Source organism: Arthrobacter gyeryongensis (genome assembly GCF_039543785.1).
Lineage (GTDB): Bacteria > Actinomycetota > Actinomycetes > Actinomycetales > Micrococcaceae > Arthrobacter > Arthrobacter gyeryongensis.
Genome location: NZ_BAABKK010000032.1, coordinates 121,110 through 134,469, shown reverse-complemented (window position 1 = coordinate 134,469; position 13,360 = coordinate 121,110). Strand labels below are relative to the sequence as shown.

The following is a 13,360-nucleotide window of genomic DNA, read 5'->3' as shown; positions in this document are numbered from 1 at the left end:
ATCCACAAAAAGGAAACCTCTTGAACACCGTCACCCTTAACAACGGCGTCGAAATGCCGATCCTCGGCTTCGGCGTCTTCCAGATCCCCGACGAGGAAACCCAAGCCGCGGTGGAGGCCGCCCTCGACGCCGGTTACCGCCACCTGGACACCGCTGCCTCCTACGGCAACGAGGCCGCCGTCGGCTCCGCGATCAAGGCGAGCGGCATCGCCCGCGACGAACTATTCATCACTACGAAGCTTTGGATCCAGCACGCCCCGGCAGGAAGCGTGCAAGACGACACGAAGCGCGCCTTCGACAACTCGCTGAACCGCCTCGGACTGGACTACCTCGACTTGTACCTGATCCACCAGCCATTGGGGGACTACTACAGCGAGTGGCGCGCCATGCAGGACATCCACAAGGACGGCCTCGCCCGCGCGATAGGGGTCTCGAACTTCCACCTGGACCGGCTGGTGGACCTCATCGACCACAACGAGATCGTCCCGGCCGTCAACCAGATCGAGACCCATCCCTTCCACCAGCGCGCCGCCGACCAGGCAATGATGCGCGAACGTGGCGTCCAGATCGAGTCCTGGGGACCATTCGCCGAAGGCAAGAACGGCCTGTTCACCAATCCTCTCCTCGGCGCCATCGCCGAAGCGCACGGCAAGTCCGTCGCCCAGGTGGTGCTGCGTTGGCTCATCCAGCGCGAAGTGGCGGTCATCCCCAAGTCGGTCCGGCCGGAACGGATGGCACAGAACCTCGACGTCTTCGATTTCGCCCTCACGGACGAACAGATGAACCAAATCGCCACCCTCGACACCGGTGCCAGCCTCTTCTTCGACCATCGCGATCCCGCCATGGTGAGCTGGCTGGGCGGACGCAGGATCGCCTGAGACCGCACTGAGTTCCCGCCCCGCTCTCTTACAGCAAACTTGCAGCTTCTGTCCGGTTCCCGCACTGTGTTCCGGTTCTATCCTGAGGGGGTGGAGCAGCATACGGAGTCTGGGAGTGGCGAGCGGGAAGACCGCGAATCCCGCTTCAGGGTGAGCCGGCGTAGGTTCCTTAGCGGGGCGGGAATGGCAGGGGCCGGATTGCTTGCCGGACTCGGGATCGCCAAGGCAGGCGTGTTGCCCGGGGGAACGGCCCCGGTCAGCGCAGCTACTCCGACGCCGGTGGCGTCACCGGCGCCGTCGGCCAGCGGCATGGCTTCCGCCCCTGCGATCCGCAGCTTCGTTTCGACCGCTTTGACCGCTGCCCGCGTTGCCAGCTGGGCTACCGGGCCGACGGGCGCAGGCCTCCTGTTCGTGGGACCGATGGGCCACGGCACCAACGGGCTGATCATGGACAACCACGGGGAACCGATATGGATGGAACCCACAGGTTCCGGCGTGACGGACCTTCGCGTGCAAGCCTTCGAAGGCCAATCGGTACTGACTTATTGGACTGGAATCGGAACCGGTGGCCACGGTGCAGGAAAGGGCGTCATCAAGGATGCCCAGTACCGCACCGTGGCCGAAGTCAACACAGGCAACGGGCTGCAAGCGGATCTGCACGAGTTCACCATCACCCCAGCCGGGACAGCGTTGATGATCTCCTACCCGACCGTCCGGCATGACCTGACGTCGGTGGGCGGACCTGCGCAGGGCTACATGTTTGATTGCCATGTCCAGGAAATCGACATCCGTTCCGCCAAGGTCCTCTTCGACTGGACGGCTTCGGACCATATCGACCTGACGGAGTCCTATTTACGCCCGTCCGACAACCCCAAGGCCGACGGCTCCGACGCCACGAAAGCGTTCGATCCGTTCCACCTCAATTCCGTGGACGAGAGCGGGGACGCAGTCCTCGTTTCGTCCCGCCACACGCACACCGCCTATCTGGTCGGCCGCTCGGACGGGGAGATCCGCTGGCGTTTGGGCGGGAAGCGCAGCGACTTCTCGATGACGCCGGAATCCGTCTTCGCTTGGCAGCATGATGTTCGACGCCGGCCCAACGGCATCATCAGCATGTTCGACAACCATTACAACCAAGGCACCACCGGGACATCGCGGGGGCTGCTCCTCGCCGTCGACGAAAAGGCGCACACCGCCGTCGTCAAGCAGGAGTTCAGCAGGGGCGGCCACCGGGGCGATGCCGAAGGGAACCTGCAGTTCCTGGATAACGGGCATGTCCTGGTGGGCTGGGGAGCGGACCCCGCGGCCACGGAATTCACTCCCGATGGGAAGGCCGTATTCGAGGCGACCGGCATCGGCGATGCCTCTTACCGCACCTACCGCTCGCCATGGACAGGCCGGCCGGACACCGTCCCCGACCTGGCATCGGTGCCCGGCAACGGGTCCACGATGCAGCTTTACACCAGCTGGAATGGCGCTACCGAGGTTGCCAAATGGAGGTTCCTGACCGGAACCGGCCCCGGGCCCCTGTCCGAAGCGGTGACGGTTCCGCGTCGCGGCTTTGAGACGTCGACGGCGGTGGCCGCCGCGCCGAGGGCCGCCGTCGAGGCTTTGGACAAGTCCGGCAACGTTTTGGCGACGTCGACGGTCATCGCGACAGCCTGACTCCAGGCCATTCCGCCTTCCGACGGAGTTACGGCAATATGTGTTGGTGCGCGGCCGCTTCCACGGCGGCAGCCTCTGCCTCGGCCATCCGGGTCTCTGCGTCGACGTCGATGCGCCGGGTCATCAACCAATACAGCCCAGCGGAGACGGGGAGTCCGATGAACAGTGAGATATCGGCGCCGTCGATGGCGTGGGCAATGAACCCGACGAAGAGCTTTCCGGCAGAGAAGAAGGGGATCATCACCACAAAGCCGACGAGGTAGGAGATGATGCCGGGCCAGCCCCAGCGTCCGTAGATCCCGTCCGGCTTGAAGATCTCGGCGATGGCGTAGTGGCCCTTGCGGACGATGAAGTAGTCGGTGAGGTTGACAGCCGTCCACGGAATGAAGAAGTACAGCACTAGCAGCAGGAAGTCGTTGAAGTTGGCGAGGAAGTCGGACGAGGCCAGGTTCGCCAGGACGACGGAAATGAGGGCGGTGATGGAGATCGTGATGATCCGGAGCCTCAGGGTCGGCCGGATCTGTCGCACGCTGTCGATGGACGATATGAGGGTCAGCGAACCGCCGTACATATTCAGGGCAGTCACGGAAACCAAGCCCAGGGCGGCGACGATCAAGGCGATGCCACCGAATCCGCCGAAGAGCTGCTCGGCCGTGGATTTGATCGAGCCGATGGTTTCGAAGTTTTCCCCGGCTGCGGCGCCAATGTAGGCGCCCAGGAACATCACCCAAATACCGCCTAGCGCGCTGCCCCAGAACGTCCACCGGAAAGTGCCCCGTCCGCTGGCCGGAGGGAGGTAGCGGGAGTAGTCCGAGACGTAGATGGCCCAGGAGATCTGGTAGCCGGCCGCAACCCCCAGCTGGCCCAGGAACGGCACCAGATGGAAGTCAGCCAGGTTGTATGCGCCCGCGGGTATGGCCAGCTTAACGGCTGCGATGGTGAGCAGCGCCAGCATGATGATGGTCAAGTAGGTCAGGTAGCGCTCAAAGGCGTGGATGAGGTCGTAGCCGAACAGCGCGATGACGACGGCGACAACCGTGACCACCCAGAACCACAAGTTTTGGGAGCCGAAGTTGATCGACTCCGAGATGGCTTGGCCGGCCAGGATGGTGTTGAAGATATTGAAGCCCGCGTACTGGAGGTAGGCAAAGAGCCAAACCAGCAGGGCACCGATGTAGCCGAATTGCGGCCGGGACTGGATCATCTGCGGCAAGCCGAGCTGGGGGCCCTGCGAGGAGTGCGCGGCCATGAACAGCGTGCCGACGAGCACCCCGATGGCGATCGCGAGCAGCGACCAGATCAAGTTGCCGCCGGTGGTGATGCTGATCAACCCCACTGCCAACGTGGCGATCTGGGCGTTGCTGACGAACCACAGCGGTCCGATGTGCGAAACCTTGCCGTGCCTCTCGTCCAAGGGAACGTAATCGATCGACCGGACCTCCAGCCCGCGGCCCGATCCTTTGTCCGTGGTAGTGCTCATGGTGGACCTCCTTCGAAGCGTCGGGGCATCTTGACTTTGGTTTAGCACAGAGTGGGGCGGCCTAGAAGAGCTCGCAGGATTCCTAGAGGAGCCGGTGGTGCTGCCACGTGGGGAACTGGTCCCGGGCTGCCTGGACGGCCTCCGGTGAGAGGTCCAGCGTCGCGGTCCCCGGCTCCGTGCCGAGCGTATGCAGGACAGTCCCGAGGGGATCAACGAGCATGCTGTAGCCGATGGACACAGGCGGGGTCTGGGAGACCGCCGCCACGTATACGCCGTTTTCTATTGCCCGGGCCTTGGCCAGCGTGGCCCATTGCTCGGTCTTGGCCGTGCCGGGAACCCACGAAGAGCAGACGAGGAGCACCTCGGCCCCGGCATCGGCCAGCATGCGCGCCAACTCGGGGAAGCGCAGGTCGTAACAGGTCATCAACCCGAACGTCATGCCGCCGCAGGAAAAAGTGACAGGCACTGGCTCAGGCGCGGCTTTGATGTAATCCGATTCCCGGAACCCTTGGCAGTCAAACAGGTGGATCTTCCGGTAGCTGGCAAGGCGCGAAGCGTCGGGAGCGATGGCCACCAACGTGTTGAAGGCCCGGTCCCCTTCCCCGGATGCTTCCAGGACGCCTGCTACGACGGCGATCCCGTATCGTGCCGCCGTCGCCTGGAGCTTGGCGGCCACCGGGCCGTCAAGGGGTTCGGCCATGTCCACGAAGCTCCGGTCCACCCGGCTTTTCTCGTACGTCGAGTACTCAGGGAACACAATGAGGTCGGAGCCCTCGCGGGCGGCCCGGGCACAGTAATCCGCGATGAGGTCGAGGTTACGGCGGACGTCAGTGCCGGAATCGATCTGGGCCAGGGTGATGCGCATGCAGTCCTCATTTCTCAGTGTTCCGGCAGCGCGCTGGGAGCTGTCGTCATACCAGGGCGGCTTCTTTTTCTTCCATCACCATTTCCGGCGGTGCCTTCCGGAACCCCTTTGTGATGATGCCCAGTACCACGACGCCGACGCAGAGCCAGATCAGCCCGAGCGTGATGGCGTTCGAATCGAGCTGGGAGAGCAGGAACCCGTCGATGATGGCGCCCACCGCCGGCATGACCACGTAGAACAATACGCTGAGCCGGTGTCCCGAGCGTCGCTGGCGCAGGTAGTAGGCAATGACCGAGATGTTGACGAGCGTGAACGCCGTGAACGCGCCGAAGTTGATGAACGACGTCGAGGTGGCAACGTCGAGGAACATGGCGATGAGTCCCACCGCGCCGGTAATGACGAGGTTGAATACCGGCGTGTGGAAGGACTTGTTCAACGCCCCGAAGACCTTCTTCGGCAGGACTGAATCCCGACCCATGGCAAAGAGCAGTCGTGAGGCGCTCGCCTGTGCTGCGAGCCCGGAGGCAAACTGGGACACCACGAGTCCCGCCAGGAAAACCGCGCCGAAGAATTGGCCGCCGATCTTCAGGGCAATGTCCGACGCCGCCGACGCCGAATCGTCGAACACCCCGCCGGGGTGGATCAACTGGGTCGTGTAGGACACGACGACGAAGATCGCGCCGCCGATGAGAGCCACGAGCATGATCGCCTTCGGCACGGTCTTCTTCGGCTCGATGGTCTCCTCTGTGAGGGTGGACACGGCGTCGAAGCCCAGGAACGAGTACGCCGCGATGGCAGCGCCGGCGGTGATTTTGTCGAAGCTCGACGTGTCGTTGAAGAAGGGAGCGGTGCTGATCAGGGCGCTCGCGCCGGAGGTTGACACCAAGGTTCCCACGGACAGGGCAACGAACAGGACTATCACCAGCAGCTGAAAAGCCATCAGGAGGTAGTTGGCCTTGTCCGCCACCTTGACGCCAACCACGTTGAGCAGCGTGGTGACGGCGATGAACGCGACGATCCAGACCCCGATGGGAATGTCGGGGAACTGCGCCGTGAGGTAGGAACCCCCGATCAGCCAGATGACCATCGGCAGGAACAGGTAGTCCAGCAGGACAGCCCAACCGGCCAGGAATCCGATCCGGGAATCGATGGAGCGCCGGATATAGGTGTACGCGGAGCCGGCCACCGGATAGGCAACAGCCATCCGTCCGTAGCTCTGCGCGGTGAAGAGCATCGCGACCATCGCCACCAGATAGGCCGACGGCGATGCTCCGCCAGTGGTTTCGGCGATCACGCCGAAGATCGCCAGGACGATGAGCGGGGTCAAGTAAGCCAGCCCGAACAGGACCAGCGAGGGCAGTTTCAGGGCGCGCGTGAGGCTCGGTTGTGTAGTCACCGGTGGTTCCTTAGGAGTTGGAGGACCGCGGGGTCCAAGTAGTCGGGTCGATGCGGCCTTGGTAGACGGGCAGCTCGATGGCCGGTTCGCCGGGACGGAATTGGGACCAGGGACGGTTGAGGTTTTCGGTCCCGTGCGAGCGGACGTGCTCGACGGCGGAGAGGTCCAGTTCCGCGGCGAGAAGAGCGGGGGCGTCGTCGTCGGCCTCGGCTATCGTGTTTCCCTCGGGGTCGACGATCAGGCTGAGGCCTTTGCCGGTAGGGCCCGCGCAGTTGACGCTGACCATGAAGACCTGGTTCACGATCGCGTTCGCCTTGGCCAGGACGAGTTCTTGCTTGCGGTCCGGCGTCGTGGTCTTGACAACGTTGAGGATCACTTCGGCGCCCATCCACGCCAGCTGGCGGGTTACCTCGGGGAACCAGGCGTCGTAGCAAATGTTCAGGCCGACCCTGCCGATCCCTTTCAGGTCGACGGTCGTGAATCGATCGCCGGGATCGTACGGCTCAAAGGGGCGCCAAGGGAAGACCTTGCGGTAGTAGCCGGCAAGGTCGCCTTCCGGGGAGAGGACCAACTGGGTATTGAACAATTGCCCCTCGGGGCCGCGTTCGCAGACGCTGCCTGGAACTAGCCAGATACCCAGGTCCGCTGCGAGCTGCCGCAGTTCCTTGACGCGCGGACCGTCCAGCGGCTCGGCTGAGTCCTGCAGGACTTCCGTACGCTGCAGGTCCGGGTTGGAATCCCCGAAAAGGTGCAGCTCCGGGAAGACCACGAGCTTGCTCTGCGGTTGGATCGCGACGGCGGCGGCGACCTCGGCTGCGAAGGCCTCGGTGGGCTCGCCGATCAGCCGGGGTGACGCTTGGGCGGCGATGAGGGGAAGGATGCGTTGCACTGGTTTCTCCACGTTGTCGTTGTGACTCGCCTCATATTAGATCATAATGATCAAATAAAAGAAAGGTGGATTTTGCCCCGTAAAGTAGCGGATATGACCCGTCAGCTTGAGGACACCACCGGCGACTCACCCATCGATGCTGCCCCTTTGCTCGGAATCGACCGCAGGAGCGCAATCGACGCCGTGCGGCTGCGGATCGGCATGGCGATATCCTTGGGGCTGCTTCAGCCGGGGGAGAGGCTGCCCGACCAGCAAGACGTCGCGCTGGGGCTATCGGTCAGCCCGATCACCGCCCGCAGGGCCCTGGCGAGCCTGGCTGATCAGGGCGTCGTCGTCCGCCGTCGTGGACGTGGCGGCGGAACCTTTGTCGCTGACGAGCCGCCGCAGAAGGTGCTTGAGCAACTTGCTGCGTCGCCCGCTGAATCACTTGCGGTGAACCGGCTTGTGGACCGTCGGCTGCTGTTCGAATGCGCGGTCACCCACTTCGCAGCAGTCAATGCCACGGCAGCACAACTTGATGAGCTGGAGCGGCTTACCCACGAAATGGCCGGATCAACCAATTGGTCCGAGTATCACCAGGCCGACGAGCAGTTTCACCGGTTGGTCGCGGCGTCCTCGGGCTTGGGCCCGGCTGTCGATGTCTACAACGAGGCATTGGCGGAGCTCTACGCCTACTTCATCCCGTACCCGATCGAGTTTCTCCATGAGTCCAATCGGGACCACATCGCGCTCGTGAATGCCCTGCGGGCCGGCGACGATCGCGGCGCGGTGGAGGTATCGCGGCGGCACGTGGACGTGTTGCACAAGACGATGTTCATGGGTCTGGCCGGCGGCGACGGCCGCCAATCAGGGTAAACGACCGCTCTTGGCTTATTGTCCGGGATATCGGACCAAAGATCGCCACCTTTCCGTGATCGGTGTCACTTCGCATGCTCTGATTGATTCTCAGTTGGGGACATCGGACTTCGGTTGTCAAAGTGAGGATTAGGCATGCAGGCCATAGGAAAAGCGGGAACGGGTGGGCCGCGCGTTGAGCGTCGTTCCATCGACTTTGTCCCGGAAAATGAACGCCATGGTTCGCCTGGCCAGCAGTTCACGCTCTGGTTCGGGGCGAACATGCAGATCACGGCCATTGTCGACGGTGCCTTGGCAGTCCTGTTCGGCGCGGATGCGCTGTGGGCGATCATCGGACTCTTGGTCGGAAACCTCTTGGGCGGTGCTGTGATGGCGCTCCATGCGGCCCAGGGGCCGAAGCTCGGCTTGCCGCAGATGATTTCCAGCCGGGCACAGTTCGGGATCTTCGGGGCGGTGATTCCCCTGATCCTGGTGGTCGTGATGTACCTCGGCTTCGCCGCCACCGGTACGGTCCTCTCCGGGCAGGCAGTCAGCCTCATCCTCCACACGGGCACCCCGGCAGTGGGCATGCTCGTCTTCGGGGTGCTGACCATCATCGTTGCGACCCTGGGCTACAAGTACATCCACATGTTGGGCCGCATTGCGACCGTCGTGGGTATCCTCGGCTTCACCTATCTGGGCATTCGGTTGTTGACCAGCCAGGACGTCGGCGCACTCTTGGGAGCCGGCGGTTTCGAGTTCCCCACCTTCCTGCTCGCCATTTCGCTTGGCGCCGGATGGCAGCTGACGTACGGTCCGTACGTGGCCGACTACTCCCGGTACCTGCCTTCCAACACGCCGACACGCAAGACCTTCTTGTCGGCGTACTTCGGCACGGTGATTGGTTCCCAGTGGTCCATGACCCTGGGCGCGCTCTTCGCCGCCCTCGCATTGCCCAAGGGCGCACGGTTCCTGGACGGCCAAGTCGCCTTCCTTGGGAACCTGAGTGGCGGCGGACTGATAGCGGTGGTCATTTACCTGGTTATCGTAACGGGAAAACTGACCGTCAACACGCTGAACGCCTATGGCGGTTACATGACCATGCTTACCTCGGTCACGGCGTTCACCCGCAAGTCTGCGGTAGCGTCATGGACCCGGTTCGCCTACGTGATCGGCTTTATCGGACTCTCGGTACTCATCGCAGTCCTTGCTTCCCCCGATTTCATCGCCAACTTCAAGAATTTCGTCCTTCTCCTGCTGATGGTGTTCATCCCGTGGAGCTCCATTAACTTGGTGGACTATTACCTGGTTTCCAAGGAAAAGGTGGACATTCCGGCCCTCTACGACCTGAACGGGCGCTACGGCCGGTGGAACAAGACCGCGCTGTTGAGCTATGCGATCGGCATCGTCGTCCAGATCCCGTTCCTGGCGCAGACCCTCTACACCGGCCCGATGACCGACCTTCTGGGTGGGGCGGACATCTCCTGGCTCGTAGGCCTCGTGGTCACGGCAATCGTGTTCTACCCGTTGGCGAAGAGGAACTCCAATGCTCCGGCTGAGATGGTCTACCCGACGGAACTCGACTCGGAGGCAGTAGCGCCGCTAGCCGGCTCAGCGTCGAACACCGCGGCAGTCTAGCCTTTGCCCCGTCCCCCCCTCGGACGCTCGCTCACTTTTGGGGTGTTTTCGGCGGACGCTCGCTCACTTGAGGTGAGCGAGCGTCCTGGCATTTGGCCCTATATGTGAGCGAGCGTCTCCACTGTTACCAGAGGGCACGACGTCGGGATCACGCTTGGGTGCCTAGCCTGCGGGAAATCTCCCTGGCACACCTGGTCACTTCCGGAATCCACTCCCGGGCGACGTCTTCGATGCGGACCGCCCTTTCCTCTGCGGTCTCGGCGTCCTTGGCCCGGTGCCGGGTGCTTCCGCCGGGAAACGCCCGGTTCGACACCGTCAACGTCACGCTGGCCACGGGATAGCGCTGCCGGTCGAGGACGGCGACTGCCACAGAAGAAAACCCCTCCGTGACCTCGTCCTGCTCCCACGCGTATCCGAGCGACCGTGCCCGCGCCAAGAGATCCTGCAATGCGGGCAAGGATTGCGGGCCTTTGCTGTGGCGCTCCGCGAAAGCCTCTGGCCCAGGGAAAAGCGCAGCCACCTGGGCGGGATCCATCTGGGCCATCATCGCCCTGCCGCTGGCCGTCAGGTGGGCCGGAAGCCGGACCCCGGTGTCCGTGACAAGTGGGCTTTGCCGCGGAGCCCGCTCCTCGATCACGTAAACGACGTCGCGCCCGTGCATCACAGCAAGGTGGGCAGTCCGGCGGGTTCGGGCTACGAGCCGGGACAGGGGGAACCGGGCAATCCGCTGGATCGGAGCCTGCCGCGAATACCCTGTCCCCAACTCATGGGCGGTCACTCCCAGGGCGTACTTGCGCTCTTCGGGAAGGTGGACAAGAAAGCCGTCATCGATCAGTGAGGTGATGAGCTGATACGTAGTTGACCGGGGCAAGCCAACGTCGCGCGCAATGATGGACGCGCTGACCGGGCCGGCCTGGCCTGCAACGTATCTGAGAACCGCCAGCACCTGGGCCGCAGCAGGTGCTTTCGGCCGCACGGATTGACTGTACATTCTCATAGAATACGCGCTGGAATGTCCGGTATATCGGACGTTGAAGCCACTAAGAGAGCCCCGCCAGCCGGACCCGCGCCGTTTCAGCGGTCCGGCGTTCCCGGGCGGCTAGCCGGGCTGCCAGTTTGCGGTTCCGCTCAGCCAGGGTGATCGCCCACTCCGTCGCTGCGAGTTCCTGCTGCAACGCCGCCAGCTTGTCCTTGGCGGCTTTGACGTCGACGGCGAGTTGCTCGCTCCGGCGTACGGCCTCCGACTTTTCGCGCTCGGCCTGGGCGAGTTCCAGGTCAGCCTTGTCCGCGTTGCGCTCAGCCTCCACGAGCGCGGTTTGTGCCTTCTCGCGTTCGCGCTCCGAGTCGGCGCGTGCGCCCTCCGAGTCTGCCCGCCCGCGCTGCCGGCCGCCGTCGTCGGGCTCTTCGTTGGTGGTACCCGCCGCGGGAAGCGCGCCCGCAATCGCCACGGCGCCCGAGAGATCCACGGGTTCCAATCCGTTCGTGGCGAGCGAGCGCACAAGTTGCCCGCTGCGGAGCGCCGCGGCGGCGCCGGGATCCGTCATGGCGGCCCTCAGCGTGGCCTCGATCTCCATCGCGGCGGCGCCACTGACCTTGACGCCCAGACCTTCCGCCACTGCCCGGGCCTGCTCGACGGCGGCGCCCAGGACGCGCGGGCGCTGTTGGCCGAGCGTACGGAGACGCTCGTGGTCCTGCTGCTCCTGGGCTCGCCCGAGCGAGGCCCCAAGCTCCAGGACGCCCGCGAATTCCTTGGTGCCGTGCCGGACAAGCATGTTGACGGCCCACGCCGCCGTCGAAGGCTTGGGCAACTGGGCGATCTGCTTCGCCAGTTCGGCGTCCCCCGCGGACTTGGCTTCCTTGGCCCGCGCGGTGCGGGCCGCCGTGAAGGCCGAGGGAACCAGCGTGTAAAGTTCGACGGCGATCGCGGCTAGTTCCATGGTGGAAGCGTGTGCCGTATTACTCGGCGAGGAATTCAGCGAGTGCGTCAGCCATGACTCCGGGTTCCCAGCCGTGGTTGGCGCCTGGAATGGTGGCTTTGCGGGCACTGGGGATGTTGGCCACGATGGAGTCGGCCGCTTTCGGCATGATCGGGATGGTCTGCTCGCCGACGATCGCGAGGGTGGGCTGGGTGATGCCGGACCACAGCTGGGCGCGTGGCGCGGACTGGGTCCACGCGAGGGATTCGGCGTCGGCAGAAAGGCTGGGGCCCAATTCGAGCATGGTGGGCCATCCTGGACTGTTCTTGGCGCCGGCCAGCCACTCCGGCGGCATGTCCTTCATGTAGTACTCGATGGTGGCGGCCTTGTCGCCGGATGCGATCTTTTCCTGGAGCCCGGCGAAGAATTCAGCCCCGCCGGTGCCGAGTTCATCGCTCAAGGGAGTCTCCCACAGGGCCAGCTTCGTGACAGGTAGGCCTGCCGCCGCCGCCGCCAGGGAGATCGAGCCACCGGACGAGCTCCCGAAGAGCGCAGCCTTGCCTCCTGCGATGTCGATGAGCGTTGCGAGATCGTCGATGTTGTCCTTCAGGCTGAATGACAGAGCCTCGGCGCTTTCCCCGCGGCCGCGCCTGTCGTAGTTGAGGACCGTGAACCCCTTGGCGGCCAGGAGCTTGGCCATTTCCACGGTGTTGGGGTCGAAACCCCTGAATTGCATCGCACCGCCAACCAGGATCACGGCAGGTCCCTCGCCGTATTGGTCATACCCGATACGGGTACCGTCTTTCGAGATCGCAAATTCGGACATCCCAGATCCTTTGATTTGGCGGACAGTAGGTTCCTAAACTCTGGGGCTCAGCCACTTGCGGGTCAAGGGGAGAGGGGCTCTGAGCAGGAGTTCTTAAGGGCTTCTTAAGCGCCGCCCGCGAGAGTGGAAGCAGGCCTCACAACGGCCTCCACACCCGAACTGGAGATTTCATGTCATCGCACGCCAAGCAGAACACTTCCGCGGAAGTCCGCACTTCCGCCGTCGTCGGTCACGGTGTGCCGTTGCTTCCGCAGCCTCGGTATTGGTTCCTGTGGGGCATTGTGCTCGCCGCGGCAGTCCTTGCCATTGGTTTCAGCGTGCAGTCGGTAGCAGGCGTGACCACCAGCGAATTCGGAGTTGACCAGGAGCTCAGCCGCCATCACGCGGTCGCGCTGACCACCGTGGCCATGGCGCTGAACTTACTCTTCGCCCCGGTAGCGGGGGTTTGCCTTGTCCTGGTGATCGGCTTGTTCGTTTTCCTGGTTCGGAAGTCCTTCGTGCGGGCGGTCATGTTTGTGCTCTTCGCATGTTCGGGCTGGGTTGCCAGCGAGGTGTTCAAACTTGTCGTTGCCCGCCACCGGCCCAATCCTGCGCTTCTTTTCGACCCCCTGGCCCCGGAAACGGGTTCCAACAGCTTTCCCAGCGGCCACACCGCCTTCGCCGTAGCGCTCGCCTTCGCCCTGTACTTCCTGGTCCGGGGCACCCGATGGGGTGTCATCACCGCGTGGGCCGGCGCCGTCCTGGCCGTGGTGGTGGCGTGGTCCCGGATCTATATCGGAGTCCACTACCCCAGCGACGTTGTGGCATCGTTCCTGGCCACCACAGCCATAGTCATCGTTTTGGCCGGGCTCTGGAACCGGTACGTACCGCGAGTCATCGGGAGGCGGCCATTTGGCGTTGCCTCAGAAGCAACCTCGTCAGAAGCAACCGCCTCGGACACGGCCGCAACTCAAGCACACGGATCCTGAGGAGG

Annotated in this window: 12 protein-coding genes; 5 read left to right on the top strand and 7 right to left on the bottom strand. The window is 63.8% G+C overall.

Annotated features, from left to right (window positions below; all coding sequences use genetic code 11):
• The first annotated feature begins 20 nt into the window (after window positions 1-20).
• Together ABEA18_RS21230 and ABEA18_RS21225 are read left to right on the top strand one after the other, a co-directional pair.
• Window positions 21-878 (top strand): aldo/keto reductase, encoded by an 858-nt coding sequence (locus ABEA18_RS21230; RefSeq protein ID WP_345452526.1) that lies wholly within the window; start codon window positions 21-23, stop codon window positions 876-878.
• Between the two features lie 90 nt (window positions 879-968).
• Window positions 969-2,543, top strand: a complete 1,575-nt coding sequence (locus ABEA18_RS21225; protein WP_345452524.1) for an arylsulfotransferase family protein — start codon at window positions 969-971, stop codon at window positions 2,541-2,543.
• A gap of 28 nt (window positions 2,544-2,571) precedes the next feature.
• On the opposite strand, the gene ABEA18_RS21220 is transcribed toward ABEA18_RS21225, so the two are convergent.
• From ABEA18_RS21220 to ABEA18_RS21205, 4 genes are all read right to left on the bottom strand, one after another.
• Entirely contained in the window at window positions 2,572-4,023 is a 1,452-nt protein-coding gene (locus tag ABEA18_RS21220; protein ID WP_345452522.1) for a purine-cytosine permease family protein, read from the bottom strand.
• 82 nt (window positions 4,024-4,105) lie between these two features.
• Complete coding sequence (locus ABEA18_RS21215; RefSeq protein ID WP_345452520.1) at window positions 4,106-4,888, bottom strand: carbon-nitrogen hydrolase family protein; 783 nt, start codon at window positions 4,886-4,888, stop codon at window positions 4,106-4,108.
• A gap of 46 nt (window positions 4,889-4,934) precedes the next feature.
• Window positions 4,935-6,284: an APC family permease gene (locus ABEA18_RS21210; protein ID WP_345452518.1), complete on the bottom strand. Its 1,350-nt coding sequence runs from the start codon at window positions 6,282-6,284 to the stop codon at window positions 4,935-4,937.
• 10 nt (window positions 6,285-6,294) lie between these two features.
• Window positions 6,295-7,173 (bottom strand): carbon-nitrogen hydrolase family protein, encoded by an 879-nt coding sequence (locus ABEA18_RS21205; RefSeq protein ID WP_345452516.1) that lies wholly within the window; start codon window positions 7,171-7,173, stop codon window positions 6,295-6,297.
• A 93-nt stretch (window positions 7,174-7,266) separates the two neighbouring features.
• On the opposite strand from ABEA18_RS21205, the gene ABEA18_RS21200 reads away from it, so the two are divergent.
• Together ABEA18_RS21200 and ABEA18_RS21195 are read left to right on the top strand one after the other, a co-directional pair.
• A complete protein-coding gene (locus ABEA18_RS21200; RefSeq protein WP_345452515.1) occupies window positions 7,267-8,028 on the top strand; it encodes a FadR/GntR family transcriptional regulator in 762 nt (253 codons plus the stop codon).
• Between the two features lie 135 nt (window positions 8,029-8,163).
• On the top strand, window positions 8,164-9,645 hold the full coding sequence (locus ABEA18_RS21195; protein WP_345452514.1) for a purine-cytosine permease family protein: 1,482 nt from the start codon (window positions 8,164-8,166) through the stop codon (window positions 9,643-9,645).
• Between the two features lie 148 nt (window positions 9,646-9,793).
• On the opposite strand, the gene ABEA18_RS21190 is transcribed toward ABEA18_RS21195, so the two are convergent.
• The 3 genes from ABEA18_RS21190 to ABEA18_RS21180 all read right to left on the bottom strand — a co-directional run bounded on the left by ABEA18_RS21190 (window position 9,794) and on the right by ABEA18_RS21180 (window position 12,387).
• Window positions 9,794-10,621, bottom strand: coding sequence for an IclR family transcriptional regulator (locus ABEA18_RS21190; RefSeq protein WP_345452512.1), 828 nt, complete (start codon window positions 10,619-10,621; stop codon window positions 9,794-9,796).
• A gap of 64 nt (window positions 10,622-10,685) precedes the next feature.
• Window positions 10,686-11,582 (bottom strand): hypothetical protein, encoded by an 897-nt coding sequence (locus ABEA18_RS21185; protein ID WP_345452510.1) that lies wholly within the window; start codon window positions 11,580-11,582, stop codon window positions 10,686-10,688.
• A gap of 19 nt (window positions 11,583-11,601) precedes the next feature.
• Complete coding sequence (locus ABEA18_RS21180) at window positions 11,602-12,387, bottom strand: alpha/beta fold hydrolase (protein WP_345452508.1); 786 nt, start codon at window positions 12,385-12,387, stop codon at window positions 11,602-11,604.
• 170 nt (window positions 12,388-12,557) lie between these two features.
• Here ABEA18_RS21180 and ABEA18_RS21175 point away from each other — a divergent pair, with 170 nt between their 5' ends.
• On the top strand, window positions 12,558-13,355 hold the full coding sequence (locus tag ABEA18_RS21175) for a phosphatase PAP2 family protein (protein WP_345452506.1): 798 nt from the start codon (window positions 12,558-12,560) through the stop codon (window positions 13,353-13,355).
• Window positions 13,356-13,360: the final 5 nt, after the last annotated feature.